Raw genomic sequence first — 22,670 nt, 5'->3', positions numbered from 1 at the left:
GAGCATGGGGAATCCGCAGGTGAACGGTGCGCTCTAGCCGGGGCGTGACTGATTGTCAGTGGCGGGTGGTGCAATGCGAGAAGGCTCGTCGCACCGCAGTACGGCACATGGGGGGGCACGCTGATGACGACGGACACCGAGGCCGGGACGCGGGACGTGCTGCATGAGGCGCTGGTGACTGCCGCGGGGCCACAGCGAGCCCTGACTCCGGCGGCCTTGCGGGGGCTGCTGGTCGGCGTGGACACCGCGGTGGTGGCCGAGGTGCTGGGCCGGGTGATGGCGGAGGGGGTCGCACTGCCTCCGGCCGCGGTGGCCGCGTTCGGTCTGGGAGGCGGTTCGGCGGCCCCGGCCGCGCCAGGACTTCCCCCAACCACGCGGACGTTGAGCGACACACAGAGTGAACGCCAGGTTCCAGCGGGGCCGGAGCCGGAACCACGCAGACCACCGTGCTTCACTCTTGAGCTGCACCAGGACAGCAGGCTGGATCTTTCCGCGTTGACCGTGCGAGCGCTCGGTCCCGCCGTTCCCTCCGCCCCGCCTCCGCCACGCCCCCGCCCCGAGCCCGCCGCCGAGTCCCCAGAGGAGGACGATTCCCCACGTCAGGCCGTGGGCGACTCTTTCACGCACTACCGCAAGGAAATCGGCAGGTTCCCGCTGCTGTCCCGGCAGCAGGAGGCGGAGTTGGCCCAGGCCGTCGAGGCGGGACTACTGGCTCGCGCGCGGTTGGACGAGGCCGGCGGGAAGCTCCCCCCGAAGCTGCGGCGTGAGCTGGAACAGCTGGTCCGGCTCGGGGAATTGGCGTTCACGGAGTTCGCCCAGGCGAACCTGCGGCTGGTGGTGAGTACGGCCACCTGGTACGCAGGGCGCGGTCTGGACCTCCTGGATCTGATCCAGGAGGGCAACCTGGGCCTGCTGCGCGCCATCGAGAAGTTCGACCACCTCAAGGGGCACAAGTTCTCGTCGTACGCCGTCCCGTGGATCCGGCAGGCAATCACACGGGCCCTGGCGGACAAGGGCCGCACGATACGCATCCCCGTCCACGCGCACGAAACCCTGGCCGCACTGCGGAAGGCGGCACGGGAGTCGGGGCACGACTCACCCGCCGACGCTCTCCCCACGGTGGCCGCCCGCGCGGGTGTCACCGTCGACGAGGCGCACGACCTGCTGGCCCGGGTCCGCCGCGTACTCCCCCTGGAAGACCTGACCGAGTCCATCGGGGACGACGCCTTGCACGAAGAAGCGGACCGGAGCATTCAGGGCCCGCACTGGACCGAACCGGACTTCTACTACGGTGGACTGTCCCCGGAAGAAGTCCGTGAGCTGCTCAGCTGCCTCTCCGAACGAGAGCGCCAGGTGATGACCCTCCGGCTCGGACTCGACGACGGCCCTGAGCTCACCCTCGAAGCAATCGGAGCAGAGCTGAACCGCACCCGGGAGCGGATCCGCCAGATCGAGTCCAAGGCCTTGGCGAAGCTGCTAGGGCGGATCAACGAGAACCGCATCCGCGCCTCCCGTCCGGTCCGCGAGCCGTCGCACGCCGTACCGAGCGGCGTGACCGGGCCACCCAGCGACACGGACGGGCCGCCCCCCGAGTTCGCCTCCGACATCCCCTGTGTGCGCCGAAAGGTCTACAGGCCCGGAGGGTTCATCGTGGTCGGCCATCAGAGGATTCACGTGGGCATGCAGTGGCACGCCAGGACCGTCACCGTCCAGGTGGCGGACGAGTGGTTCCGAGTGGTGCACGACGGGCGCGAGATCACGACTGTCCGTCGCCACCGCACGGGAGTCGGCAAGATCCATGGAGTTCCGGACTGAGGCCGTGCCGGAGCCCACACTCGAACATCACGCCGTGAGGAACTCACTGGCCCGCCCGCTGTACGACACATACAGCGCCTCCCGCGCCCGGGTGCAGGCGACGAACAGCAAGCATCGCTCGGCGGCCAGGTCGGTGGTGTGCTGGATGCGGTCCACTTCGGCCGGGGTGACGGCCGGCGCGAACGGGAAGGCGGAACGGGTGACTCCGGCGACGGCGACGCACCGGTACTCCAGGCCCTTCATGCTGTGCAGCGTCGACACCCGCACCCCGACCGCGCTGTCCGGTTCCCCGTCCCGCACCCGCACCACGGGGATGCCGGCCGCGGCGAGGCGGTCGCCGAGCTTGCCCGCCAGGGTGTTGAAGCGGGCGCAGACGGCAATGTCCGAGGGCGCGACCCCGGCGTCCATCCAGTCGCGCACTCGGCAGACGACCGCGTCAGCCTCCTCGTTCTCACTCCCGTGCCCCTCACACACGGGCTGTGCGCCGTGCAGCAGCGAGCGGTATCCGGTGAGGGTGTCGTGGGCGTCGCCGGTCAGGTCGGCGACGGGCTCGCTGTCGAGCAGGCGGCGGGCCCAGCGCAGGATCTCCTCGGTGGAGCGGTAGTTGACGCGCAGTCGTCCGCTGCGTCCCGCGACGGAGATGCCGAGGGAGCGCAGCGAGACCCGGGCGTCGTAGATCCGCTGGTGCGGGTCGCCGGTGACGAACAGGTCGTCGGGTCCGTCGGGGGCCAGGACCCGCAGCAGGCGCCACTGCGCCGGGTGCAGGTCCTGCGCCTCGTCCACGACGACATGGTCGTACAACGGTCCCGCACCCGGCTTGTCGCGCAGCAGCCGGGTGGCCTCGGCGCAGACCTGGAGCCAGGTGTGCGCCCGGTCACGGGTCAGGCCGTCCTCGAACAGGGTCACGGCCTCCCACACGCGCCGCCGCTGCGCCTGCCCGAGCGCGCTGCCGCGTCCACGCCGTTCGCACGCCAGGTACTCCTCCTCGCTCCACAGGTCCTGGGCGAGGACCACGTGCCGGTACTCCTGGGACAGGAACGCCTCGTTCCACGGCAGTTCGAGGCGGCGGGCCACGCGCTGCCAACGGGTGCGCTCGTCCCGGTCGCCGAGCGCGGTCCCCGGGTTGCCGCGCAGTTGCCGTACGACGCGGTGGGCGACGGCGTCGACGGTGGTGACGTCGACACGGGCGAGCAGCGCCGGGTCATGGTCGAGCAGCAGGGCGAGGCTGCTCTGCAGGGAGCGGGCCAGGGCCCCGGTGTAGGTGGTGAGGAGGACGCGCGTGTCGGGTGCCCGGTCCAGGAGGTGCTTGACCCGGTGCAGGGCGACGACCGTCTTTCCGGTGCCGGGGCCGCCGGTGATCTGGGCGGGTCCGGCATAGTCGGGCCGGTAGGCGATGCGCCGCTGGGTGGGGTGGAGGAAGATCCGCCAAGCGGCGAAGGGCTTGGTCAGGATGTCGGCAAGTTCGTCGGGGCCGGTGACGAGCGCGATGCGGCTGCGGGTGCGGGTGACGGCGGCGGCCAGGTCGTCCCCGGCGGTGTCCTCCCCCGCCGCGCTCTCGGCGACGGTCGTCCTCTGGCGTACGGCGACGAGGTCCCGGTAGATGTCGTCGGGGTCGAGGCCCTCGGCGAGCAGCCACAGCGCCTCGTACTGGTCCTCCGGCATCAGCGACCCGAACGCCTCAAGCTGCGCCTTACTGGTGACGGTGCGGGCCGCCCTCAGGGTGACGTCGTCGACGCCGAGGTGCCGCAGGACGGTGTCCGACCAGGGGGCGAACAGGAGTTGGGGGGCCGCGGCAGCCTCCTGAGCGAAGAGCGGGGTGATCTGCTCCATGGCGGTCAGGTCGCGCACTTCGAGGCAGCGGGTCACGGAGTTGACCGTGTAGAGCCGTCGGCGGGCCCAGGAGTAGGCCTTGTCGTGAGGGACGACATGGACGAAGACGAAGAGGTCGCTGCCGTCGTCGGGCGCGAGCAGCACTATCCGCAGGCCGTCGTCGACGCGGATGGTCCGCATCCGCGGGTCACGCGAGCTCACCACCGACTCCAGGTGCAGCCCCTTGTCCGCGTGGAGTTGCGGAACCGTCAACTGCTGGAACTTGGCCATCGCCTTGTGGACGCGGACGCGGGCCGGCTTGTCCAGCCGGTCGACGCCCTCCCAGAACGTGTTGGTGATCGCGATCTGCGGCATGTTCCCCACCCTTCGACAACACCGACCAACAGACTATCTGTTGACTCAGTTTACGAAAACCTCCGTGGTCCCCGCAGGAGTGGGGCACCCCCCGTATCCACCTTCGGGCAAGAGCGTCGGAGCCTGCCTCCCACTCCTCTGACGGCGCTTGCGGCACAGTCCGTCCACAGGCGGACACGCGGCGTGGACAAGTCGGCGGGGAGATGGAGAGAATTCTGATCACACCGTCGGTCTCAGGAATGGTCGCGAGCACCACTCGCTCCGGCTCCCGCCCGTACCCGGGCGGGCCGCGTCGGCGGACGGTCACACGGGGGGCGGCGCACCGGCGCCGCGTGGGGGAAGGACGTACGAGTGGCGGGGGAAGGCAGCGACGCCATGCCGCGTGTCTCGCGCGGGATCGAGGTGTACGGCGGCTCGGACGGGGCCGTGTCATGGAGCGGCGTCGAGCTGACGGCCGACGTGATGCGGGAGTTGGGAGCCGGACCGTGGGCCGAGCGGGTCGGCGATCTGGAGGCCACCCGGGAGTTCCTGTCCGGGCTGCGTTCCCTGGCCGCCACGGACATGGAGACCGAGTTCATCAGCACCCTTCTGGAGGCCGAGCCCGAGCCCCTGCCGTGGCAGGTCGGTGAGGCGCTCGCCGAGGTGCTGCTGGAGCACTGGCACGGCGCTCTGTGGGTGTGGGACGGTGCCCGGGACCGGCGTACCCGCAAGGCGAGCCTGCCGGGTGCCGATCTGGTCGGCCTCTGTGTGGCGGACGGTTCGGCGCGGCTGCTGTTCGGCGAGGTTAAGTCGTCGTCCCAGGAGGACTGCCCGCCGGGTGTGATGGTCGGGGCGAAGGGAATGATCGAGCAGTTGAAGCGGCTGTCACGCAAGGACGACCACCTCACACTCATGAAGTGGCTGAACGCCCGCTGCCGGACACCTGAGCACAAGGCGGCCTACCGTACTGCCGTGAACCGTTGGGTGAAATCGCAGGGCAAGGACATCCAGCTGTTCGGCTGCCTGGTGCGTGACACGACGCCGCAGGACAAGGACCTCAGCGACCGCGCCGCCCACCTGGCGAAGACGGTCGTCGAGCCGATGCACGCCCTGCTGACGGCCTGGTACCTCCCGGTGGCCATGACCACATGGCCCCAACACGTGGGGGTGCGTGACCTTGGCTGACCTCGGCTGGCTCGAAGGCGCCCTGGACCCGGACCTGGTGGAGGATGCCGGTGAGAGGGCGCAGCGTGTGCTGATCCGTTCCGCCCTGCGGGCCGTCGACGGGGAGGTTCCCGAGGGCTCCCCGGGCAGCCGGGAGGCTGTCGACTTCGCGGTGGACGCCCTGGACCTGCTGGCCTGGGACGCAATCGCGGAGGACCCGAAGGCGGAATCCACCCGGCGGTTGTGTGAGCAGATGTTCGCCCTCGCGCGTGCCCGGCTGCCCGGAGGCGACTCCGCCGAGGCGCGTCTCGAACTGCTGCGCACGGCCTGTCTGGGCTGGATCGCGGACGAGACCCCGCTCGCCGCCCGGCTGCTCGCGAACGTGGGACTGCCCTCTCCTCCCGACCCGGAGGCGGACTGGGAGACCCGCGTGCGCCGCGGAACCGCCGACGCCTGGTTGCTGTTGCTGCGTAAGCGCGGGTGGGACGATCTTGACGCCCTCGACCACCTCATCGCCGGGCTGAGGGGCGAGCAGGCCGGGCGGGAGGAGGCGTACCTCTCGGCGGCGGGGTACGACGCCCGTCCGGCTGCCTGGTCGCTGGCCGCCCACTACCACCTGCTCAAGACGGCGGAACTGCTCGCCCAATACCTGGCCACCGGTCACGTCATGCGCGAGAAACGCCCCAGCCGTCACTACGGCGTGCGCGAGCGCGTGCAGTCGCACTGCGATCGCGCGCTGGAAGCGGCCATGGCTTCCTCGGACCCCGATCTTGAGGTTCTCGTACGGCTGTTGACCGCCACGGCGGACCAGATCATCGACAACAGCCTGTGGACGGTGGCACGCGCGGTCAGCCCGGAGGTGAACGCCTTCGTCGCCTCCCTCGTCGACCGGCATCGACCCCGCCCGATCTTCGAGGTACTGCCGCCGCAGCGTGTTGCTCTCGCCGAGCAGGGCCTGATCCGCACGGCGCACCGCAGTGTGGTGGTCAGCCTGCCCACCAGCGCGGGCAAGACCCTGATCGCCCAGTTCCGGATCCTCCAGGCCCTCAACGCCTACGACAAGCAGCAGGGCTGGGTCGCGTACGTCGCCCCGAACCGGGCACTCGTGAACCAGGTGACGCGTCGGCTGCGCCGCGACTTCGCCGACCTCGGCATCGGAGTGGAACGGGTCAGTCCCGCCCTGGAGTTCGATGGTCTGGAAGAGGACATGCTCACGGACCGCGGCGAGCGGCAGTTCCGGGTGCTGGTGTCCACGCCGGAGAAGCTCGACCTGCTGCTCCGCGCCAGCTGGCAGGAAAGGATCGGGCGCCCGCTGTGTCTGGTGGTGGCCGACGAGGCACACCACCTCGGCGTGGACAAACGCGGAATCAAGCTGGAGCTATTGCTGGCCACGGTCAACCGGGAGGCCCAGGACGCGGGCTTCCTACTCCTGACTCCCTTCATCGATAACGGCGATGTCATCGCCGAGTGGCTGGACAGCGGCAGCCGGCAGTCGGTCGGGCTGGCCGTGGACTGGACACCGAACGACCGCATCGTGGCGCTCGCCCATCGCGAACGGGCCACGGGCAAGGGCGGATTCCGAGTCAATCTGGAGACCCTCGTCACCAGCCGGAGAACGCTCAGCGTGCCCGACGATCTGCCCCTGGACCGGTACCGACCGCTCGGCCTGTCCTGGTCCCAGGCAGGCAGTCCCGGCAAACTGGCCGCGGCGACGGCCTCGGCCCTCGGCGACCGCGGGCAGACCATCACACTGGCCCAGCGACCGGACTTCGCCTGGTCGATCGCCCAGCAGATCGCGGACGACCGGGCACACGTGACCGAGGCCGGCGAGGACCTGCGGGCGGTGCAGGAGGTGGTCGAGGAGGAGTTCGGCGCGGACTTCCCGCTCAGCGGGCTGCTCGCCAAGGGGGTCGGCATCCACCATCGCGGCCTGCCGGACGACATCCGCGTGCTGACGGAATACCTGATGGAGACAGGAGACCTGGCCCACCTGGTGTCCACAACGACCATCGCCCAGGGCGTCAACTTCCCCGTGGCGAACGTCGTCCTGGCCTCACACCAGTTCCCGTACGGGACCGACATCCCCGCCTCGGACTTCTGGAACCTGGCGGGGCGGGCGGGTCGCGTCGAGCAGGGTGAGGTGGGCCTCATCGCGCTGGCCGCGACCGACGAGGAACGGGCCCGGAAACTCCGGAACTTCGTGGGCCGCCAGGTCGCCGAGCTGAACTCCACGCTCATCGACATGGTGGACAGCGCCATGACCTCGTACGGCCATCTCGACCTGCACACACTGTCGGCCCTCCCCCAGTGGTCGGCCTTTGTGCAGTACCTGGCCCACACGTACCGGCAGATCGGGGACCACGAAGAGTTCGCCGAGGAGATCGAGCAGGTCCTACGCGGCACCCTCGGCTTTCAGAGCCTGCGCCGCGTGAACGGCGGCTGGGCAGCCGAACTGACCCGCAGTGTGCGGGAGTACGCGGAACGTCTCTCGGGCAAGGCGCTGGGGCTCGTGGACAGCACGGGCTTCTCGTGGGAGAGCGTGGCGGGCACGCTGAAGCGGCTGAGCGATGCGCGGATCAACCGTGAGATCTGGTACTCGCCTCTTTTCGAGGGCGACCGCAAACCGTTGGCCCGGTTGGTCGGGGTGATGCTCGAAGTGCCCGAGCTCAGGGAGAGCCTCTACGAGATCACGGACGAGCACGAGGGCCGCAGTGGCGACTACATCGCCCGCGTCATCCAGGACTGGGTGAACGGCGCGTCCGTACCACAACTGGCCACCGACCATTTCACAAAACCAGGCAAGTCCGACAGCCTCAAGGCGATCACCAAGTGCTGTCAGCGACTCTTCGGCGACATGGCACCGACGGTGTCCTGGGGACTGTCGGCGCTCCAGTCACTGACGCTCGGGCAGGAGTTCGCGACGCTACCCGTCGAGACCCAACGCGAGCTGCGGAACATCCCGTCGTACGCCTTCTATGGCGTGCGCTCCGAGGACGCCATCGCCATGCGGCTCGCGGGAGTGCCCCGGTCGGCGGCCGGGCGTCTCGCCCTGGCCATCGTCGGCGACCAGGGCCGCGCCCGGCCCGTCGACGCCCGCGCCCGGCTGGCCGCGCTTCCGGATGCCGCGTGGCAGTCGGTCCTCGGGGCCAGGGGAACGGCCTACCAGAAGGTCTGGCGGATCCTTGACGGCGTGCAGTGAGCGGTTCTTGGATCGCAGCTGGGATGAATCTGTCGACTGTGTTTACGAACCTCCATGATGCGTCGCAGGAGTTGCCGCACGCCACAGGGGCATCGCGAGCGCTGAGGTTGTTGGGGAGATGACACTGCTGGAACCGGATACGGACGGCCAACTCGCCCTGGAAGACGACTGCGTGGACCTCTTCGATCTGGCCGGTGACCCGCTGGACGCGGCCGTGGCCCGGCTGAAGGCGGGCGTGAAGCCGAACGCCGAGGACATCGCCCTGCTCACCGAGGCGGCCCGCACCGCGCAGCGCGCCTTCGAGGAGGTCAGCGCGGCGAACGACGTACTGGACGACGCCTCGGACCTGAGCGAGGACCTGACGACCGCACTCGCGGAGACCCTGCGGCGCCGGGCCCGGACCGAGGTCCCGGCACTGCTCGGTGCCCTGCGGGCCCAGGCGGCGCGTGTCGAACACTCCGAGGCCGTCCGTACCATCGCCAATCGCATCCTCGGCAACGGCGGACCTGACGAGCCGATCACCCCGGACTCCGTCCCCGCCCTCACCGCCGACCTGCTGCCCCGCGTACCGTCCGTGTACGACGGCGAGGAGGAGCCGGGCGCGAGCCTCGCCGACCTGTGGGAGCGTCAGGAACGCCTGGAGGAGGTACAGGACCGGGTGCGCGGAGAGCGGGTGGAGCACGTCTCGGCGCACCTGGTCGCACTCGCGGAACGGATCGTCGACCGAGCCTTCCTGGACGCCCGGTTCACCCGGGCGGCACTGGACGAGATGGACCGGGCCTACGCGCTGTGGTGTGCGTGCCTGGACGAGGGCTGAAGCGCCCCTGACTGTCAGGGAGAGGCCCTAAGGTCGTTCCCACGTGCCACGACCGCGTCGATCACCGAGGGGGACCACGATGCAGGCGAAGGAGACGCTGTTCGCCGACCTCGTGCAGGGGAGGGCCCAGCAGTTCCAGGTGCCGCTCTATCAGCGGACGTATTCCTGGACGGAGAAGCAGCTCAGACAGTTGTGGGGCGACATCCTGGAGCAGGCCGGGCTGCTGGAGCGCGAGGAGAAGGCGAGTACGCACTTCCTGGGATCCGTCGTGCTCGCTCCGTCCCCGCAGAACGATGCGACCTTTCCCCGTTGGCTCGTCGTCGACAGCCAGCAGAGGCTGACCACGCTCTCCCTCGCCCTGGCGGCGATCCGCGATCACATCAGGGACGCCGAGCCGGGCGAGGCCGAGCGCATCGACGAGCAATACCTGATCAACAAGTGGAAGGGTGGCAGCGACCACTTCCGGTTGCTGCCGACCCAGGCGGACCGGCCGCAGTTCGCCGCGCACGTCCGGGGCCCGCGCACGGAGCAGTCCACCGGGGGCAGCGTGAACGCGGCCTACGGTTTCTTCCGCCGCAAGCTGGTCGAGGCGGCCGATCCCGCGGCCCCGCAGGATGTGTTCCGCATCGAGCAGGCCATCACCTCCCGGCTGACGCTGGTGGCGGTGACCGCCGAGCGCGGTGACAACGTGCACCGGATCTTCGAGTCACTCAACAACACCGGGCTCAAGCTCAGTCAGGCCGACCTGCTGCGCAACTACCTGTTCATGAAGCTGCACACCCTCGGTGAGCAGGTCTACGAGACCTACTGGCTGCCGCTGCAGGACAGCCTGAGCAACGAAGAGCTGGAACAGCTCATGTGGCTGCAGCTGGTCCTCGACGGAAACGACCGGGTGCGCCGCCAGGACCTGTACGCGTCCCAGCAGCAGCGGTTCGAACACGGCGAGGCGAGCGAGGAGGAGATCGAGGCGTACATCAGGGGAGCTGTACCGCCGTGCCACCCTCTTCCGCCGGCTGCTGCACCCCGAGGAGGAGCAGGACGCGTCGGTCCGCGCCCATCTGAGCCGCCTGGACGCCTGGCAGGCCCAGGTCACCTACCCCGCTTTGATGCTGCTGCTGGACCGGCGCGAGCGCGGAGAGCTCGACTCTGCGGACACGGCCCGTGCGATGTCGTACATAGAGAGCTTCCTGGTGCGCCGGATGATGTGCCGGGTGCCGACGAACAATCTCAACAGGATCTTCCAGGCCATACCGGGGCAGCTCCCGCTCGACGTGCCCGTCGCCGACGGGCTGCACCAGCTGCTCTCCGCCGACAACCGGTTCTGGCCCGACGACGACGAGCTGCGCGAGAAGATCCAGAAGGCGCCCTTCTACCAGTTCGGACGCTGGCACCAGCGCAAGATGGTCCTGCAGCGGCTGGAGGAGAGCTATGAGCACCCCGAGCCGGTGGACTTCGCCACCGCCCAGCTCACCATCGAGCACGTCATGCCGCAGTCGCCCGGCGACGAGTGGCTGAGGATGCTGGAGGAGGACGCGGCCGACGGAGAGCGGGCGGAGGATCTGCACTCCCGGTTGCAGCACACCCTGGGGAACCTGACGCTCACCGCGGTCAACTCGGAGCTGTCGAACCGTCCCTTCGAGCGCAAGCAGGACCTGTTGCGGGGCAGCCACCTGGAGATGAACCGCCGCATCGCCGCGACCGAACGCTGGGGCGTGAAGGAGATCCGCGCCCGTGCCGACGAACTCGCCGACCGCGCGGTCACGCTGTGGCCGGCCCCGCTGCGTGGAGTCGGCCGCGCGGAGCGCAGCAGGGACTGGCTCCTGGCCCACGAGGTGCTCGCGGCGCTCCCCCACGGCACGTGGACGTCGTACGGCGATCTCGCCGCGTTCCTCGGCTTCGGTGCCCAGGCCGTGGGCAACCACATGGCGAGCACGCCGAGGGTGGCCAACGCGTACCGGGTACTCACCTCCGAGGGCAAGGTCTCCGACGGCTTCCGTTGGACGTCCGAGGACGAGGGGGGTGATGTGCGTGCCCGGCTGAGCGCCGACGGCGTCCGTTTCACCGTGAACGGAGCCGCTGATCCGGCACAGCGCCTCACCGCCGACGACCTCGCCCTGCTGGTCGCCGAGGACGACGACCGGGCCGACGGCGAGGAGACCGCGCAGCGTGCGCCGGGTGGCGGCCAGGGCGAGGAGACGCGCGCCGACCGGTTCTTCCGTCAGCTCGCGGCGGACGACTCCCCCGAGACGGTGGAAGCGGTCCGCGCGCTGTTCACCCGCTGGGAGGAGCTGGGCGGCTGGATCGGGCACGGTGCGGGTCAGGTCACGACGAGCGCGTTCCTCATGCTCGGGGAGGCGGGCGCGCCGGGCCGCGGGATCTGGCCGTTGACGCTGTACCCGGGCGGCGGGCGGGGCGGCACGGCGGAGGTGGTGTTCCAGTATCTGGCCGCACGCGAACCGTTCACCGACCGCGCACTGCGCGCCGAACTCCTCGGGCGGCTCAACGAGCTTGACGGCGTCGACATCCCGGAGGGCAAGCTGGAGCTGCGGCCCAACTTCCGTCTGTCGCTGCTGGAGAAGAACGGCAACCGCGAGTTGCTCACCGAGACCTTGGCATGGTTCCGGGACCGCTGGGAGAAGCGGGACACCGCCTGAGCGAGCGGGCGCCGGGCCGACGGCCTGCGCGGCGACCTCCTCTCTCACGAGTCGAAGAGTGCGCCCTGGCGGTCCGTGCCGCGCCAGGGCGCTCGGGCGAGGACGAGTCCCCGTACCTCGGCGGCGCCCGCGTCCCGCAGCAGGCGGGCGACGGCCTGCATCTGCTGGCCGGTGGTGAACAGGTCGTCGAAGAGGAGGATGGTGCGGTCCTCAACACGGCGCTCGATGCGGATGGCCTTGGCGTGGGCGGCGGCCGCGAGGCGTTTGGCCTCGCGGTTCTTTCCGGCCGAGCGCTCGGTGTCCACCGGCTTGACCAGGACCGGGGATGTCGGGAAAGGCCAGCGGCCGGCCGCGTCCTCGACTGCGGCGGCCTTGAGGATCGTCTCGATGTGCTGGATCGGGGTGCGGCCCGTCCAGGTGGGGTTGCCGACGATTAAATCGACGTCGGCCATCCGGTCCGGGTTGCGCTCCATCCACCCGACGACCAGGCGCCCGAAGATGGTGGCCCAGCCCCAGGCCCCGTCGTACTTGAGGCGCCGGACCGCGTTCTCCAGGTCGCCCGAGAACATAGCGATGGCGTCGACCCGGCTGAACCCCCGCTCGCCCGGCGGTAGTTCGCATAACGCGTTGGAGCAGCGGCGTGCCGTTCCGAGGGCCTGGCTGCACACCGGGCAGTGGGCGTCGGGGACGGGTTCCAGGGAGCGGGCCGCGCAGGTGGCGCATATGGAGGCGCTGCCGCCCAGGTAGTACGGGCAGCGGGCGCAGTGCGGGAAGCCGAGGGGGTCGAGTCCCTCGACGTGTCTCACAGGATGGCCAGCGCGAGCTGCTGGCGCTGCTCACCCGCCTTGCGCATCTGTTCCGCGCCGGCCAGCCCGTCCAGTACGTCGGTCAGTTCGTCGACCACGGTCGCGCGCCCCTCCTCCAGCATCTTCGCCGCCCACGGCTGGGCGACGACCAGCGAGCGCAGCAGGAACGCCCGCTTGCCGTGCTCCGAGGCGATGCGCGCCTGCATCTTTGCACCCGAGGTGCGGGAGGCCTCGATGACGACCGTGCCCTGGGTGAAGCCGCTCATGGTGACGTTGCGGCGGGGGAAGGTCCAGCGGGCCGGGCCGGACGTCGGCCAGAACTGGGAGACGACGGCACCGCCCTCGGCGACGATCCGTGCGGCGAGGCTCCCGTTCTCCGCCGGGTACATGGGCGCGGCGATGCCCGTGCCGATCACGGCGACCGTCCGGCCGCCCGCGTCCAGGGTCGCCGTGTGGGCGGCGGTGTCGACCCCCCGGGCCAGGCCGGACGTCACCACGACGGAGTGCTCGACCAGCCCGCGGGCCATCCGTGCCGCCCGCCTGCGTCCGTCCTCGCTCACGTCACGCGTCCCGACGACGGCCACGGATCGGGCGTCCCGGTCCTCAAGACTCCCCCGGACCCACAGGAAGGGCGGCAGGTCGGGGATCAGGCGCAGGTTCGCCGGATAGTCGTCGTCCAGGACGGTGACCAGGCGGGCGCCGGTCCGCTCGGCGGCCTCCGTCTCGGCGGCCACCCGCTCCTCCTCGTCCTGGAGGGAGCCGAGCGTCGCGCCGAGCAGGGCCTCGGCCTTCGCGGCCGCCTTCGACTTCTCGGGCACCCGCCCCCGGTACAGCTCGTCGAGCCCGCCCGGTCGCTGCGCGACCCTGGCCAGCAGCTTCCAGTCGAGCGTCTCGCCCTCATGTCTGAGGGCGCAGAGCAGGAGCAGGCGGTGCTGCTCGTCCGTGATCGTTGTCGTCGTCATCCTTCTACTCCGTCGTACTTGTTCGAAGGACGCAGGGCGTCTGGTTCCGGCCTCTTGGCGCGTTGCCTCAGTATGACGGGGCGGCGTGGCCCTCGGGGCCCGAACAGAAAATAGCTCGCGCGTTCTATTCTTTCGACGCATGTTACTGCCGGGTCGCGGTTCTCCGCCAGACGCACTCGGCCCAGACCGTCTTCCCTCCGGGATGGTGGGGCTCGCAGCCCCAGGCGTCGGCGAGTGAGGCGACGAGGAGCAGGCCGCGCCCGGACTCGCCGTCCGCGTCACGCGTCGGTGCGGGGAGACGGTCGCCTCGGGCGTCCGTGACCTCGATCCGCAGGGTGCCGGCCGTGAGGGTCAGGGCGAGGCGGGCGTGGCGGCCCCGTACGCGGCCGTGCAGGGCGGCGTTCGCGGTGAGTTCCGCGATGAGGAGGGAGGCCGTGGCCGCGCCCTCGTCGCCGGCCGCGACCTCCGGGCAGCCCCGCTGGTCGGCGAGCCAGCGTTCGGCGGCGTGGCGGGCGGTGTGGGCGCCGTGTCTGCTGGTGGGGAACGTGAGGCGGAAGTGGTGGATGGTGGCGGTCGGTTCACCGGCGACGGTGACAGTTTACTGGATCACCTCACCGAGGGTGACGGAGTGGTTCTACGGCGTGGAGGAGGTGGGGAGGTACGGAGAGTGACTGTCCAGGTGCGGAGGGTGGGATGTTCGGGCGTACGGCCGTGACCTGGCCGGACGTTCGGCGGTTCGCCCCTGGTACGACGAAAGTGGGCGGTGGTATGGGATGGCGGCACAGGCGGGCGGTTCGGGGGTTCCCACCGGCGGTGAGGCGGACGGTACGGACGAGGTGGCCGACCTGTTCCGGGCGCTCGGGCGGCAGATCAAGGTCGCGCGGGTACGGGCCGGGATGAGCCAGAAGGAGCTGGGCGAACGGCTCGGGTAAAGCGAGGAGACGATCTCCTCCGTAGAGCGGGGGCGGCGGACTCCTCAGCCTGATCTGTTGGTCGCGGTCGATGAGTTGCTGGGGTATGGGGGGCCGTTCGCGGCTACGGCGGAGGATGTGGAGCGGGCGCTGGCGAGGAGGAGGGTGCGGCATCCGGAGTGGTTCAGGGATTATGCGCGGTTGGAGCGGGACGCGGTTGAGATCAACTTCTACAACAACCATGATATTCCGGGCCTGTTGCAAACCGAGCGGCGGACCCGTGCCCTGTACGAGATGCGCAAGCCGCTGCTGGATGAGGAGACGATCGAGCATCGGGTGATCTCTCGGATGGGCCGTCAGGAGATCCTGACCAGTTGACCTCCGCCCATGATCAGCGCCGTCATCGAGGAGACCGTGTTGCGGCGCCCTCTCGGCGGGCAAGAAGTCCACGGGGAGCAGCTGGAGCAGCTGCTCAAACTCGGGCGACTGCGCAATGTGGAGCTGCAAGTGATGCCGACCGACCGCAGCGAGCACGCGGGGATGGGCGGTGCGTTCGTGCTCCTCACGCCCAAGGGGAAAGCACAGTTGGGATACACCGAGGCACAGAACTCCAGCCGGTTGATCACGGACCCTGAGGAAGTCCGTATCCTGGCCGCACGGTACGGCAGCATCAGGGAACAAGCGCTCACCATGCGCGAGTCCCTATCCCTGATCGAAAACTTGCTGGGGGAACGATGAACACTGCGGAACCCGCGCGACTTGTTTGGTTCAAGAGCAGCTACAGCGGCAACGAGGGCGGCGAATGCCTGGAGGTCGCCGTCGATGGGACCGCCGTCCGCGTACGGGACTCCAAGGAACGGGGCTACGGTCCGCAGCTCGCGTTCACGCGGGGCGCGTGGGCCGGGTTCGTCACGGACCTCGGGCGGGACGGGCTCTGACCCACCCGCCCGAGGCTGCGGCACTCAGGCAGCGTGACGCGGGCCCTTCCCCGGCGGCGGGTCCAGCACGGTTCGGTACTCGTCGCCGGTTACGCGGGCCTCTTCCATACGGTCGTAGATGTCGAGGATGAGGTCCTTGGTGCGGTAACTGCCATGGGCGGCTTCCTCGTCGCTCTTGAGACGGGAGAACGCGTCCATGACGTACTCCGCGTCATCGCGAGCCAGTCCGTAGAGGTGGAAAAAGGCAGCGTCCAGCTCTGCACGCAGCAATCCACGCCGTTCCTCATCCCACCGGAACGGGCGTCCCGCCACACCGATCGCTCTAGCGAAGGCCTCCATGTCACTAGCGGTGTACGCAAGTTCAGCCACTCTTGCGGCAATCCACTCCGCCACGGTCTCGCCGCCGCTCCATGGACACGGCTGGTCGCCTGTCTCGGGGCCGGGCACTGGAAGCTGGTGGGCCGTGAAGAACTTCAGGTGTGTACCGCTGAACTTCTGACGTGCCACGAAGTCGAGCACGTACGAGGACAGCGCCGCCTGGAGCAGCGCAGGATTGCCAAAGGAAGGCAACATCAACAACGTGCCGTCAGGAACGGCAGTGCGACGCAGAGCCGTGTTGATCATGGTCCGACGGTCCGAGGTCCGGCAGATGTCACGCCACCCCAACAGCCAGTCCTCGTACCACTCCTTGTCCGCCAGCCGCGTCTTAACTCCGGGCCACATGATCGGGTTCAGCTTCTTATCCCGCTTACCAGAGTCCACGTCGAACTCCGGCGCCCAGTACCGGGGCAACGGCGCGAAGTCGGGGTCGTCGTGCTGTTCCGGCGTCACGCGCGGGAGGGTGCCGATGTTGGCCTGGGCCTGGGTCTGGCCCTCGTACGTGCCGAGGCGGTGGTCGAAGTGGTGGAGCATCTTCGCCTCGTACAGCGGGAGATAGCGGCGCGTCTTCCCCTCTTCATCGATGCGCGTGAAGACGTTGCCGGTCAACTGCCAGCCCTCGTCTTCCAGTTCCTGCTTGCCCCGGAACAGGTGGGAGTCGGAGGCCATGTTGAACAGGCCCTGCCGGAAGGTCAGCCCCCACGGGTTGCTGCCGCCCCTGCCGTGCGCGTCCGGCTCCTTGAGCAGAACCGGGACTCGGCTGTATACGCCGAAGGTGATCTCCGCGTCACGCCGGGTCTCGAAGACCGGGAGGTTCCCGGTGTTCGGGTTGACCAGCAGGATCTCCTCCAGCGGCATGGCGAAACGACGCTCCGGCAGATCCTCCATATACCAGGTCCCGAACGCGAAGGAAGCCTCATCAACCCGCGCCGCCGGGCCTGTGACCGTAAGCAGGCAGAAGCGCACGCGATGGTCCACGTCCCGGCTCAGCACGAACGCCTCGTTCTTGAAGTCCAGGAACGACACCAGCCGCTTCGAGCGCACCAAGTCGGAGAAGAACGGTGCCGTCGTCGCGTCCGTGGCGATGCCCGTCTGCAGGACCAGCCCGAACCGCCCTCGCGGCGCGATCCCATGCGACGCCGCCTCCGCGAACAGCGGGTACGTGTTCAGCTTGCCGCGCGCGGCCAGCGGAAACCGGGCCGACCAGCGCGCGAGATGGGAGAAGCCGTCGGACAGCCGCTTGTCAGCGATGTATTCGGCGTGCAGTTCCCGATCTGCCTCGTCCTCGCTCTCCGCGAGCTCGTCGATCAGGGCCTGACGTGCCGCCTGGTTCGCTGCCTTGGCGATCTTCGGGGCAACAGTGGCAAAGTGCTCCTCGGTCTTGAACTCAAGGGTCTCCCACGGCGGATTCCCCAGCACACAGCTGAACCCGCCCTTCCACCCGGTCCTCTCGTCCACCCCCGGCGCTCCCACATCCGCAGGAACCCGGAACACCTCCGGGAACTCCAGGTGCCAGTGGAAGAAGTGGTACTCCTCCCGGAGCCGCAGGACCTCCTTCACCGTGCCGCCCGGCAGGCTCGCGCCGCCGTCCTCGGAGTGCAGCGTGAGCAGCGACTTCGTGGTCAGCGCGGGCGGTGTCGCCGTCTTCGTCTTCTTCCATACGAACGCCGCGCACCACGCGTCGGCCAGCTCCAGGGCCCGGATGTAATCCGGGGAGGTGGTCAGTTCGCGGTATGCCTTGGCCTGGTTCCGGACGTCCTCCAGTTCCTGCGAGTCCGTCCCTGTGATCGCCGAGACCGTCTCGCCGAACCCCGCGTTGGACTCGGCCAGCACCTCCTCCTCCGCGAACAGGGCATCCTGGTTCGCCCCGTGGCGCAGCGCGATCTTCCACGCTGTCCGCTCCGCCGCGTTGCGCTTCTTCAGGTCGGTGACGTGCTTCGAATCGTCGCCCTCCAGCGGCTTGAATGCCTCGTCGGGCAGGCCCTCGGCGAGCAGCTTCGGCGTGGTGCCCAGGAGGCCGTTGCCATGCTTGATGTGGGCGTCGAGGAAGGTGAGCGGACGGCCCGGCCTCATTGCCTCAATCCACAGGGACACCTTGGCCAGCTCAACGGCCATCTCGTTGAGGTCGACGCCGTACACGCACCGCGCGATGACGTCCCGCAGCGCGTGCCGTACGTCCTCGGCGCTCGGCTCGGGGTCGTCTGTGCGGATCTCGGCGAGGCGGCGGGCGATGCGGCGGGCGGCGGCGACCAGGAAGTGGCCGGAGCCGCAGGCGGGGTCGCACACCGTCAGGGCGAGCAGTGCGTCCTCGCGCTCCTTCTGCGTCGTACCGGACTTGACGGCCTGATCGATGACCGGGTCGAGGGCAGAGTCGAGGAGGCAGTCGATGAGGGGGGACGGGGTGTAGTAGGAACCGGACGTCTTGCGGTCGTTGCCGTCCAGCTTGGCCAGGACGTACTCGTTGCCCTCGCCGAGGCGCGGCTCCAGTTCGAGCAGTGACTCGTAGACCGAGCCGAGTTCGTCGGCGCCGAGGTGGCGGTAGTCGACCTTGCGGGGGCGGCCGAGCTTGATGTCGTACACCTCGGACAGGGCACGTACGGCCTCGTACAGGGACTGGTTGGACAGGCTCAGGCCGTCCAGGATCCGGTCCGTGGGGGTGGGTTCGAAGAGGCCGCCGAGGGCGGGCAGACCAAGTTCAGGGCGGCCGCCTGGGGTACCGAGGCCCTCGATGACCAGCCGCAGCGCCTGCCACTGGTCGCCGTGGAGGGTGCCGGTGCGGCGGGCGACGCGGCGCAGGCGGGCCGTGGAGAAGTACTTCTCGTACGTGTCGCGGGCCTGCTCGGTGGCGTCGGGGTGCAGGAGCAGGTCTCGGTCCTCGGTGACGAAAAGGAACAGCAGGCGGTAGGCGAGACGCAGTAGGGCGGGGTGCAGGTCGTCGCGGACGTTCTTGTCGCGGGTGCGCAGGGCGTCGCGGAGGTCCGCGTTGTCGGGGTGGGCGATCAGGCCCGAGCCGATCACGGTCAGGGCCTTCTCGACGCCCTTGCGGAGTTCCTTCAGGGCGCGGGTGCCGCTGTCGATGGCCTCGGTGCGCCACTTCTCCAAGGGGCAGGTCGCGGCCGGCTCACCCTCGGCGCGGGGCTCGAAGCGGGTGCGGTGCAGCAGGCGCCACAGGAGGACGAAGTCGTCGGAGCGGTCGCCGTCGAAGATCGCCCGGAGGTCGAACTCGATGAACGCGGCGCCGGTGAGGGATGCGGACTCGCGCAGCAGGCGCAGCTGGCGGCCGTTGGAGAGGACGCCCCAGAGGGTGGAGTCCGCCGAGCGGTTGAGGTACTCCTGCACCATCGACTGGGGGGCCTGCTTGGCCAGTTCGGTGGTGCGCGTGTCGAGGGGGACGTTCCAGCCTGTGAGGTGGACGGGGACGTGTGCCCACTGGTGGCTGACCTCGAAGTCCTTCTCTCCGTCGCGGGAAGGCAGGCCGGGCGCGGGGACGGGGGTGAGGGCGCCGAAGCCGAGCTGCTCGAAGAGGGGCAGCAGCCAGCGTTCGGTGGTGACGCCGACCGCGTGCACGCCGGGGTCGGCGTCAGCGCCGTCGCGGACCAGAGCGTCCTGGTAGGCGGCCCACACGCCGCGCAGGTAGCCCCAGGAGCGCTCGGCGGCATCCCGTACCGAGTCGCCCTTGGCGTACAGGCGGTAGTCGGCGGGCTTGGAGCCGGTCTGCTCCTTGCCCTCCTTGATGCGGACCAGGAGGTCGTACGGCAGGAGGCCGCCGACAGCGGCGACGGTGTCGGTGACGAGGGTCCTGGCGGTGCTCATGCGCCCACTCCCTGGGGGAACGTCGGGGCCGGGCGGTAGTGGTACACGCCCAGGATGTCCGGGTCGCCCTGGGGGACGACCTTCAGGCCCGCGAGACGGGCGCGGGAAGCGGTGCGGACCCTGCGGTGCGAGGCCTCCAGGGTGCGTCCCAGCTCGGCCGACTGGTCCCGTAGTTCCGGCATGATCGCAGGCAGGGCGGCCAGGATCTCGGCGATGTGCTCGGTGGCGAACTTGGGGTCGGTGTTCTGTGTGGCGCGGGCGTCGAGGAGGGCCACGGCCTCGTCCTCCGGCAGCCACTCGGGGGCGTCGGGCCGGCCTCGGTAGGCGACCACGCGGGCGTCCTCGGCGAGCTGCTCGCGGACCGAGCCGTCACGGGCGGGCAGGTTCAGCTGGAAGCGGTGGCGCACCAGCAGGAGCGTGGTGTTCCGCTCCACGGCCTTGGTACGGACGACTCCGCAGCGGCGGGCGGGGCGCTGCCACTCGGGGACCTTGCCGGCGTCGTCGAGGGCCGCGTCCAGCACGAAGCGGGCGACGGCGGCGACCACCGGGTCGGTGCGGGTGAGGGCGGCCTCGCCGCGCGGGGCGCTGGGGGCGTCGTGGAAGACGACCGGGCGGGGGTGGCGGGGGCCGAGCGCGTGGGAGACGGTGTCGCGCAGGCCCTGCGGGAGGGCGTCGGTGTGCGCGGTAAAGCCGCCCTGCTTCGTCGCCGCGGGCATACCGCGCAGGGCGCCCAGGGCGCGGCGGGTGAAGTCCCGTACCTCCTCGCCGGTGCCGAGCGCGGCACGGATCTCGTCGACCTCGGCGGCCACCTCGTCCTTCTTAATGGTGAGCTGGGCGTAGCGGGAGCGGTAGCGCTTCTCCCGTTCGGCGGAGGACTGCCAGGCGATCTCCAGCTGCTCGGCCACCTCCTCCTGCGCGAACAGCCCCTCCTGCTCGTACGCCGACCGCTCGCCGCGCAGGATCAGACCCTCGAAGACGGCCTGCATGGCGCTCTCGGACTCCTGCGGCACGGGCACGGAGATGCCGGTGACACGGCGGATGCGCTCGTGCTTGCGCAGCAGGACGTTGAGGACGATGCCGTCGACGGGGTTGTCAGCGCCGTACAGGGTGAGTGCCTTGACGACGTCGGTGCGCTGACCGAAGCGGTCGACGCGGCCCTCGCGCTGCTCGTGGCGGGTCGGGTTCCAGGCGAGGTCGTAGTGGACGACGGCGTCGAAGGACTCCTGGAGGTTGACACCCTCGGACAGGCAGTCGGTGGCGACCAGGACGCGGCGCTCGGGCGCGGGGTTGCCGTCCTCGTCGGTGCCGGTCAGCTCGGCGATGCGGGTGACGCGCTGGTCGGGCGAGAGTTGCCCGGTGACGGAGGCGACCGCGACCGGGTGCTCGGCGCCCTTCTTGTTGAGGACCTTCTTGAGGTGGTCCGCCACGTAGTCGGCTGTCGCGATGTAGCGGCAGAAGACGATGGGCCGGTAGCCCTCGTCGAGGAGGTCGGAGACGGTGCTGATCAGCTTCTTCAGCTTGGCGTCGCGGGTCGGGCCGTACAGCTTCTTGGCCGACTCGGCCATCGCGACCAGGCGGGCCTTCTCCTCGTCGTCGGCCTCGTCGTCGGTCTCGGCGCCGGTGTCCGTGGGGAGGCGGGTGCCCGGTACCGCGTCCGCGGACTCGGGGGTCTCGCTGTCGGCCGGGTCGGAGACGGTGCGCTCCCCGGTACGGTCCGCCTCGGCAGGGGTGTCCGCCTCCTCGACGCCGGCGCGTGTGTTCAGGGACTGCACGGCGGCGGCCGGGGAGGAGGTCAGGGTGCGCAGCAGGGCGAGGGTGGACCACCAGCGCTGGCGCTGCTGGAGGGCGCCGTCGGCCGCGCGTACGGTCTCGCGAGCGTACGACAGGACCTCGTCGAGGAGCTTCTTGTAGTCGCGGTGCAGGGTGTAGGCGGTCTCGGCGGTGTCCCGGGAGGACGGGAAGTGCGCGCCGTCCTGGAAGTCCTCGCGGATGTCGGCGCGGCGGCGCTGCACGAAGAACCCGGCGAGGAGCCTGCGGCCTGCGTCGGTGTCAAGGGGGACGGCGGCCAGGCGGTCGTCGAGCAGGCCGATCAGTCGGCGGAAGGGCTCCTCCTTGCCGCTGTGCGGGGTGGCCGTGACCAGCAGGAGGTGGCGGTCGGTTTGGTCGGCGAGGGCGCGCAGCAGCGCGTACCGCTGCTGGGAGGAACGGGCGGACGCGCCGACCGTGGTGTCCGAGACGCAGGAATGCGCCTCGTCGACGATCACCAGGTCGGGGCAGTTGCGCAGGAAGTCCTCCCGGTGGCGGGGGGACTTGATGAAGTCGGTGGAGACGACGTACGCGCCGTCGGGGCGGAACACCGACTGGCCGTACGGGGTCTCGCGCTCCAGGCGGCCGATCGTGGACGGCAGCACGAGGCGGGCATCGACGCCGAACTTGCCGTACAGCTCGGCCCGCCACTGCTCGGCCAGAGCAGGCGAGCACAGCACGACCAGGCCTCGGGCGTCGCCCTGCGCCAGCAGTTCAGCGGCGATCAGCCCGGCCTCCACGGTCTTGCCGATACCGACGTCGTCGGCGATCAGCAACCGGACGGTGTCCTGACGCAGCGCCATCAGCAGCGGAACCAGCTGGTAGGGGCGGGGGTCGACGGCGATCGAGGCGAGCGAACGGAACGGGCCCGCGCCGGAGCGGAAGCCGATGCGCAGGGCGGTGCGCAGCAGCCCGGCGGCCTGCTGGTCTCCCAGGTCGGAGGGGGTGGGCGGGGCGAAGGTGGCGGGGACGACGGTCTCCAGGCCGGGCAGGACGCCCGCGATGTCGTCGTCGGCGCCGCCGAGCGGGCGCAGGACGAGCAGGTCGGGTGTGGAGTCGGGCAGCACGACCCACTCACGGCCCCGGGCGTGGACGAGGGAGCCGACGGCGTACTGCCGGGTCGGCTGGGCGGCGGTCGTCATGCGGGCCTTCCGGGGATGGGGCGGTAGGGGTCGGCCGGGGCGGTGGCCGGACGGCTCGTCGGCGAGCCGTGGGACGGGGCGGGCCGATGGGGTCCGCCCCAT

General features: G+C 70.0%; 13 protein-coding genes and 1 pseudogene. 8 read left to right on the top strand and 6 right to left on the bottom strand.

The window, feature by feature from the left end; translation table 11 throughout:
• The first annotated feature begins 606 nt into the window (after positions 1 to 606).
• Positions 607 to 1,815, top strand: a complete 1,209-nt coding sequence (locus AB0F77_RS16860; RefSeq protein ID WP_361948215.1) for a sigma-70 family RNA polymerase sigma factor — start codon at positions 607 to 609, stop codon at positions 1,813 to 1,815.
• 27 nt (positions 1,816 to 1,842) lie between these two features.
• On the opposite strand, the gene AB0F77_RS16855 is transcribed toward AB0F77_RS16860, so the two are convergent.
• Positions 1,843 to 3,999 carry a UvrD-helicase domain-containing protein gene (locus AB0F77_RS16855; RefSeq protein WP_361948212.1) on the bottom strand — a complete coding sequence of 719 codons (2,157 nt, stop codon included), beginning with the start codon at positions 3,997 to 3,999 and terminating at the stop codon, positions 1,843 to 1,845.
• Between the two features lie 351 nt (positions 4,000 to 4,350).
• On the opposite strand from AB0F77_RS16855, the gene AB0F77_RS16850 reads away from it, so the two are divergent.
• The 5 genes from AB0F77_RS16850 (at position 4,351) to AB0F77_RS16830 (ending at position 11,812) form a co-directional block, all read left to right on the top strand.
• The gene (locus tag AB0F77_RS16850; protein WP_361948209.1) at positions 4,351 to 5,163 is read left to right on the top strand and encodes a hypothetical protein; all 813 of its coding nucleotides are present in this window, start codon (positions 4,351 to 4,353) and stop codon (positions 5,161 to 5,163) included.
• Positions 5,156 to 8,341 (top strand): DEAD/DEAH box helicase, encoded by a 3,186-nt coding sequence (locus AB0F77_RS16845; protein WP_361948206.1) that lies wholly within the window; start codon positions 5,156 to 5,158, stop codon positions 8,339 to 8,341. Before AB0F77_RS16850 ends, AB0F77_RS16845 begins: the two co-directional genes overlap by 8 nt.
• A gap of 118 nt (positions 8,342 to 8,459) precedes the next feature.
• Positions 8,460 to 9,158: a hypothetical protein gene (locus AB0F77_RS16840; protein WP_361948203.1), complete on the top strand. Its 699-nt coding sequence runs from the start codon at positions 8,460 to 8,462 to the stop codon at positions 9,156 to 9,158.
• Between the two features lie 79 nt (positions 9,159 to 9,237).
• The gene (locus AB0F77_RS16835; protein ID WP_361948201.1) at positions 9,238 to 10,590 is read left to right on the top strand and encodes a DUF262 domain-containing protein; all 1,353 of its coding nucleotides are present in this window, start codon (positions 9,238 to 9,240) and stop codon (positions 10,588 to 10,590) included.
• Positions 10,499 to 11,812, top strand: a complete 1,314-nt coding sequence (locus AB0F77_RS16830; protein WP_361948311.1) for a DUF1524 domain-containing protein — start codon at positions 10,499 to 10,501, stop codon at positions 11,810 to 11,812. Before AB0F77_RS16835 ends, AB0F77_RS16830 begins: the two co-directional genes overlap by 92 nt.
• Before the next feature lie 44 nt (positions 11,813 to 11,856).
• Here AB0F77_RS16830 and AB0F77_RS16825 read toward each other — a convergent pair whose 3' ends face one another.
• The 3 genes from AB0F77_RS16825 to AB0F77_RS16815 form a co-directional block, all read right to left on the bottom strand.
• Positions 11,857 to 12,618: a phosphoribosyltransferase family protein gene (locus tag AB0F77_RS16825; protein ID WP_361948198.1), complete on the bottom strand. Its 762-nt coding sequence runs from the start codon at positions 12,616 to 12,618 to the stop codon at positions 11,857 to 11,859.
• Positions 12,615 to 13,580 (bottom strand): DNA-processing protein DprA, encoded by a 966-nt coding sequence (locus tag AB0F77_RS16820; RefSeq protein ID WP_361948195.1) that lies wholly within the window; start codon positions 13,578 to 13,580, stop codon positions 12,615 to 12,617. The genes AB0F77_RS16825 and AB0F77_RS16820 overlap by 4 nt, the downstream gene beginning before the upstream one ends.
• A gap of 142 nt (positions 13,581 to 13,722) precedes the next feature.
• Positions 13,723 to 14,145 carry an ATP-binding protein gene (locus AB0F77_RS16815; protein WP_361948308.1) on the bottom strand — a complete coding sequence of 141 codons (423 nt, stop codon included), beginning with the start codon at positions 14,143 to 14,145 and terminating at the stop codon, positions 13,723 to 13,725.
• Between the two features lie 208 nt (positions 14,146 to 14,353).
• Between AB0F77_RS16815 and AB0F77_RS16810 the strand changes: the two are divergent.
• Both AB0F77_RS16810 and AB0F77_RS16805 read left to right on the top strand, forming a co-directional pair.
• A pseudogene (locus AB0F77_RS16810) lies at positions 14,354 to 15,229 on the top strand (helix-turn-helix transcriptional regulator).
• Positions 15,226 to 15,429 (top strand): DUF397 domain-containing protein, encoded by a 204-nt coding sequence (locus AB0F77_RS16805; protein WP_361948192.1) that lies wholly within the window; start codon positions 15,226 to 15,228, stop codon positions 15,427 to 15,429. Before AB0F77_RS16810 ends, AB0F77_RS16805 begins: the two are co-directional and overlap by 4 nt.
• A 24-nt stretch (positions 15,430 to 15,453) precedes the next feature.
• Here the strand turns inward: AB0F77_RS16805 and AB0F77_RS16800 are convergent, their stop codons facing one another.
• Together AB0F77_RS16800 and AB0F77_RS16795 are read right to left on the bottom strand one after the other, a co-directional pair.
• Complete coding sequence (locus AB0F77_RS16800; protein ID WP_361948189.1) at positions 15,454 to 19,620, bottom strand: DNA methyltransferase; 4,167 nt, start codon at positions 19,618 to 19,620, stop codon at positions 15,454 to 15,456.
• Positions 19,617 to 22,568 carry a helicase-related protein gene (locus AB0F77_RS16795; protein WP_361948186.1) on the bottom strand — a complete coding sequence of 984 codons (2,952 nt, stop codon included), beginning with the start codon at positions 22,566 to 22,568 and terminating at the stop codon, positions 19,617 to 19,619. The genes AB0F77_RS16800 and AB0F77_RS16795 overlap by 4 nt, the downstream gene beginning before the upstream one ends.
• Between the last annotated feature and the right edge of the window lie 102 nt (positions 22,569 to 22,670).

It is taken from the genome of Streptomyces sp. NPDC026672 (assembly GCF_040638185.1).
Lineage (GTDB): Bacteria > Actinomycetota > Actinomycetes > Streptomycetales > Streptomycetaceae > Streptomyces.
The sequence above is the reverse complement of the archived record's forward strand: the minus strand, read 5'-3'. Positions and strand labels throughout refer to the sequence as shown.

What these genes read in the sequence shown, in the direction of transcription:
- AB0F77_RS16855 (WP_361948212.1), bottom strand. Translation starts at nt 3,999, where the DNA reads ATGCCGCAGATCGCGATCACCAACACGTTCTGGGAGGGCGTCGACCGG.
- AB0F77_RS16840 (WP_361948203.1), top strand. Translation starts at nt 8,460, where the DNA reads ATGACACTGCTGGAACCGGATACGGACGGCCAACTCGCCCTGGAAGAC.
- AB0F77_RS16835 (WP_361948201.1), top strand. Translation starts at nt 9,238, where the DNA reads ATGCAGGCGAAGGAGACGCTGTTCGCCGACCTCGTGCAGGGGAGGGCC.
- AB0F77_RS16820 (WP_361948195.1), bottom strand. Translation starts at nt 13,580, where the DNA reads ATGACGACGACAACGATCACGGACGAGCAGCACCGCCTGCTCCTGCTC.
- AB0F77_RS16805 (WP_361948192.1), top strand. Translation starts at nt 15,226, where the DNA reads ATGAACACTGCGGAACCCGCGCGACTTGTTTGGTTCAAGAGCAGCTAC.
- AB0F77_RS16800 (WP_361948189.1), bottom strand. Translation starts at nt 19,620, where the DNA reads ATGAGCACCGCCAGGACCCTCGTCACCGACACCGTCGCCGCTGTCGGC.
- AB0F77_RS16795 (WP_361948186.1), bottom strand. Translation starts at nt 22,568, where the DNA reads ATGACGACCGCCGCCCAGCCGACCCGGCAGTACGCCGTCGGCTCCCTC.